The sequence below is a fragment of the Pseudonocardia sp. KRD291 genome (assembly GCF_019263595.1).
GTDB lineage: Bacteria > Actinomycetota > Actinomycetes > Mycobacteriales > Pseudonocardiaceae > Pseudonocardia.
The window spans coordinates 1-2,059 of sequence record NZ_JADQDD010000495.1 but is presented as its reverse complement, the minus strand read 5'-3'; the positions used below and the strand labels follow the sequence as shown (position 1 = coordinate 2,059).

Below are 2,059 nucleotides of genomic sequence, written 5' to 3'. Positions count from 1 at the left end.
CGCGCGTCGATGTCGGCGGCGCTCAGCGGCGGTGACGACGCCCCGCCGGTCAGGCCGCTGCCGATCGTCCCGACGGCGGAGAGCCCGAGCAGCAGCGCGCCGGCCGCGGCGGCGACCCACAGGGCCAGCAGCACCCCGGTACGGGCGGATCGACGCGACATCCGGCAAGCATGCGCCCGGGCCGGGTTAAAGCGGGGCTAAGCGAGCCCCAAGATCGGCTCGGGGCGCTCCGGCCGGTCCCCGGCGTGGCCTACCGTTCCTCGGGTGGCCCAGGTACTGATCGTCGAGGACGACCCCGCGATCCGGGGTGCGCTGATCCGCGGGCTGGGCGAGCGCGGGCACGCCGTCGACTCGGCACCGACCGCCATGGCCGGGCTGGAGGGCGCCGTCGGCAACCGGCCGGACGTGGTGGTGCTCGACCTGGGGCTGCCCGACCTCGACGGCGCCACCATGCTGCGGATGCTGCGCGGCGTCAGCCGGGTCCCGGTGATCGTCGCGACGGCCCGCGACGACGAGGCCGAGATCGTCGCCGTGCTCGACGCGGGCGCGGACGACTACCTGGTCAAGCCGTTCGGCGCGGCCCAGCTCGACGCCCGCATCCGGGCCGTGCTGCGCCGGGCCGTCGAGGCCGGGCCGGATCCCGCCGTCGTGGTCGGGGACCTGCGGATCGACCCGCGGGCCCGGCAGGTCACGCTCTCCGGCGAGACCCTGGAGCTGACCCCGCGCGAGTTCGACCTGCTGCACTACCTCGCCGCCCGGGAGGGGCAGGTGGTGAGCAAGCGGGAGCTGGTCACCGAGGTCTGGCAGCAGCCCTACGGCGGGGCCGACAAGACCGTCGACGTGCACCTGTCGTGGCTGCGGCGCAAGCTCGGCGAGACCGCGCAGGAGTCTCGTTACCTGCACTCGGTGCGTGGTGTCGGGGTGCGCCTGAGCGCGCCCCCCGCCACGCCGACCGGGCAGGGCTGAGCGGGTGCGCCGCCGGATCCTGGTCCTGGTCGGGGCCATGATGCTGCTCGTCCTGGTCGCGTTCGCGGTGCCGCTGGCGCTGCTGGTGCGCACGGTCGCGGTCGACCGTGCGGTCGGCACCGCCACCGCCGAGGCGCAGTCGTTGACCCCACTGGTGGCCACCGCGGACCGGGCGGCGCTGAACCTGAGCGTCACCCAGGTCGACGCGACGACGGTCGCCGACGTCACGCTGTTCCTCCCGGGCGGCGGCATGCTCGGCACCTCCGCGCCGCGGACCCCCCTGGTCGAGCTCGGTGCCCGCGGGACGAGCGCGTCCACCGACGTCGACGGCGGGCGGGAGATCGTGTTCGCGGTCCGGGACACCGCCGGCGCGGGCGGCGCGATCCGGATCCTGGTGCCCGACGCCGAGCTCACCCGCGGCGTCGGGCGGTCCTGGCTGCTGCTGGCCGGGCTCTCGGTGCTTCTGCTGGCCGGCGGGCTGCTGCTCGCCGACCGGCTGGCCCGCTCCCTGGTGGACGCGACGACCGACCTGGCGGAGGTCTCCGACCGGCTCGCCCGCGGCGAGCTGGCCGCCCGCGCCGACGCCGCCGCGCCTGCCGAGCTGGGCGTCGTGGCCGGGGCGCTGAACGGGCTGGCCGGACGGATCTCGGAGCTGCTGCGCGAGGAGCGGGAGACCGTCGCCGACCTCGCGCACCGGGTGCGCACCCCGCTGACCGCGCTGCGCCTGGACGCCGAGTCGCTGCGCGACCCGGACGACGCCGCCCGGATCTCCGGTGGCGTCGACGGTGTGCAGCGGGCGGTGACCGGCGCGATCGAGCAGGCGCGCCGGCGCGGTACCGACGCCGCGACCTGCGACGCCGCGGCCGTGGTCCGGGACCGCGTCGCGTTCTGGGCGGTGCTGGCCGAGGACACCGAACGGGCCACCACCGTCGACGTCGCGGACGGGCCGCTGCCGGTGGCCATCGGCAAGGGCGACCTGGAGGCCTGCGTGGACGCGCTGCTCGGCAACGTGTTCGCCCACACCGCGGACGGGACCGCGTTCGCCGTGTCGCTCGTGGCGCGCCGCGGGGGCGGGGCGCGTCTCGTGGTCGCC

General features: G+C 76.7%; 2 protein-coding genes. Both read left to right on the top strand.

Annotation, left to right across the window (positions count from 1 at the left end; all coding sequences use genetic code 11):
• Positions 1–264 precede the first annotated feature (264 nt).
• Entirely contained in the window at positions 265–966 is a 702-nt protein-coding gene (locus tag I4I78_RS32160; protein ID WP_218615276.1) for a response regulator transcription factor, read from the top strand.
• Between the two features lie 4 nt (positions 967–970).
• Positions 971–2,059 (top strand): HAMP domain-containing protein (locus I4I78_RS32155; protein WP_218615275.1); only part of this gene is annotated, 1,089 nt, incomplete at its 3' end.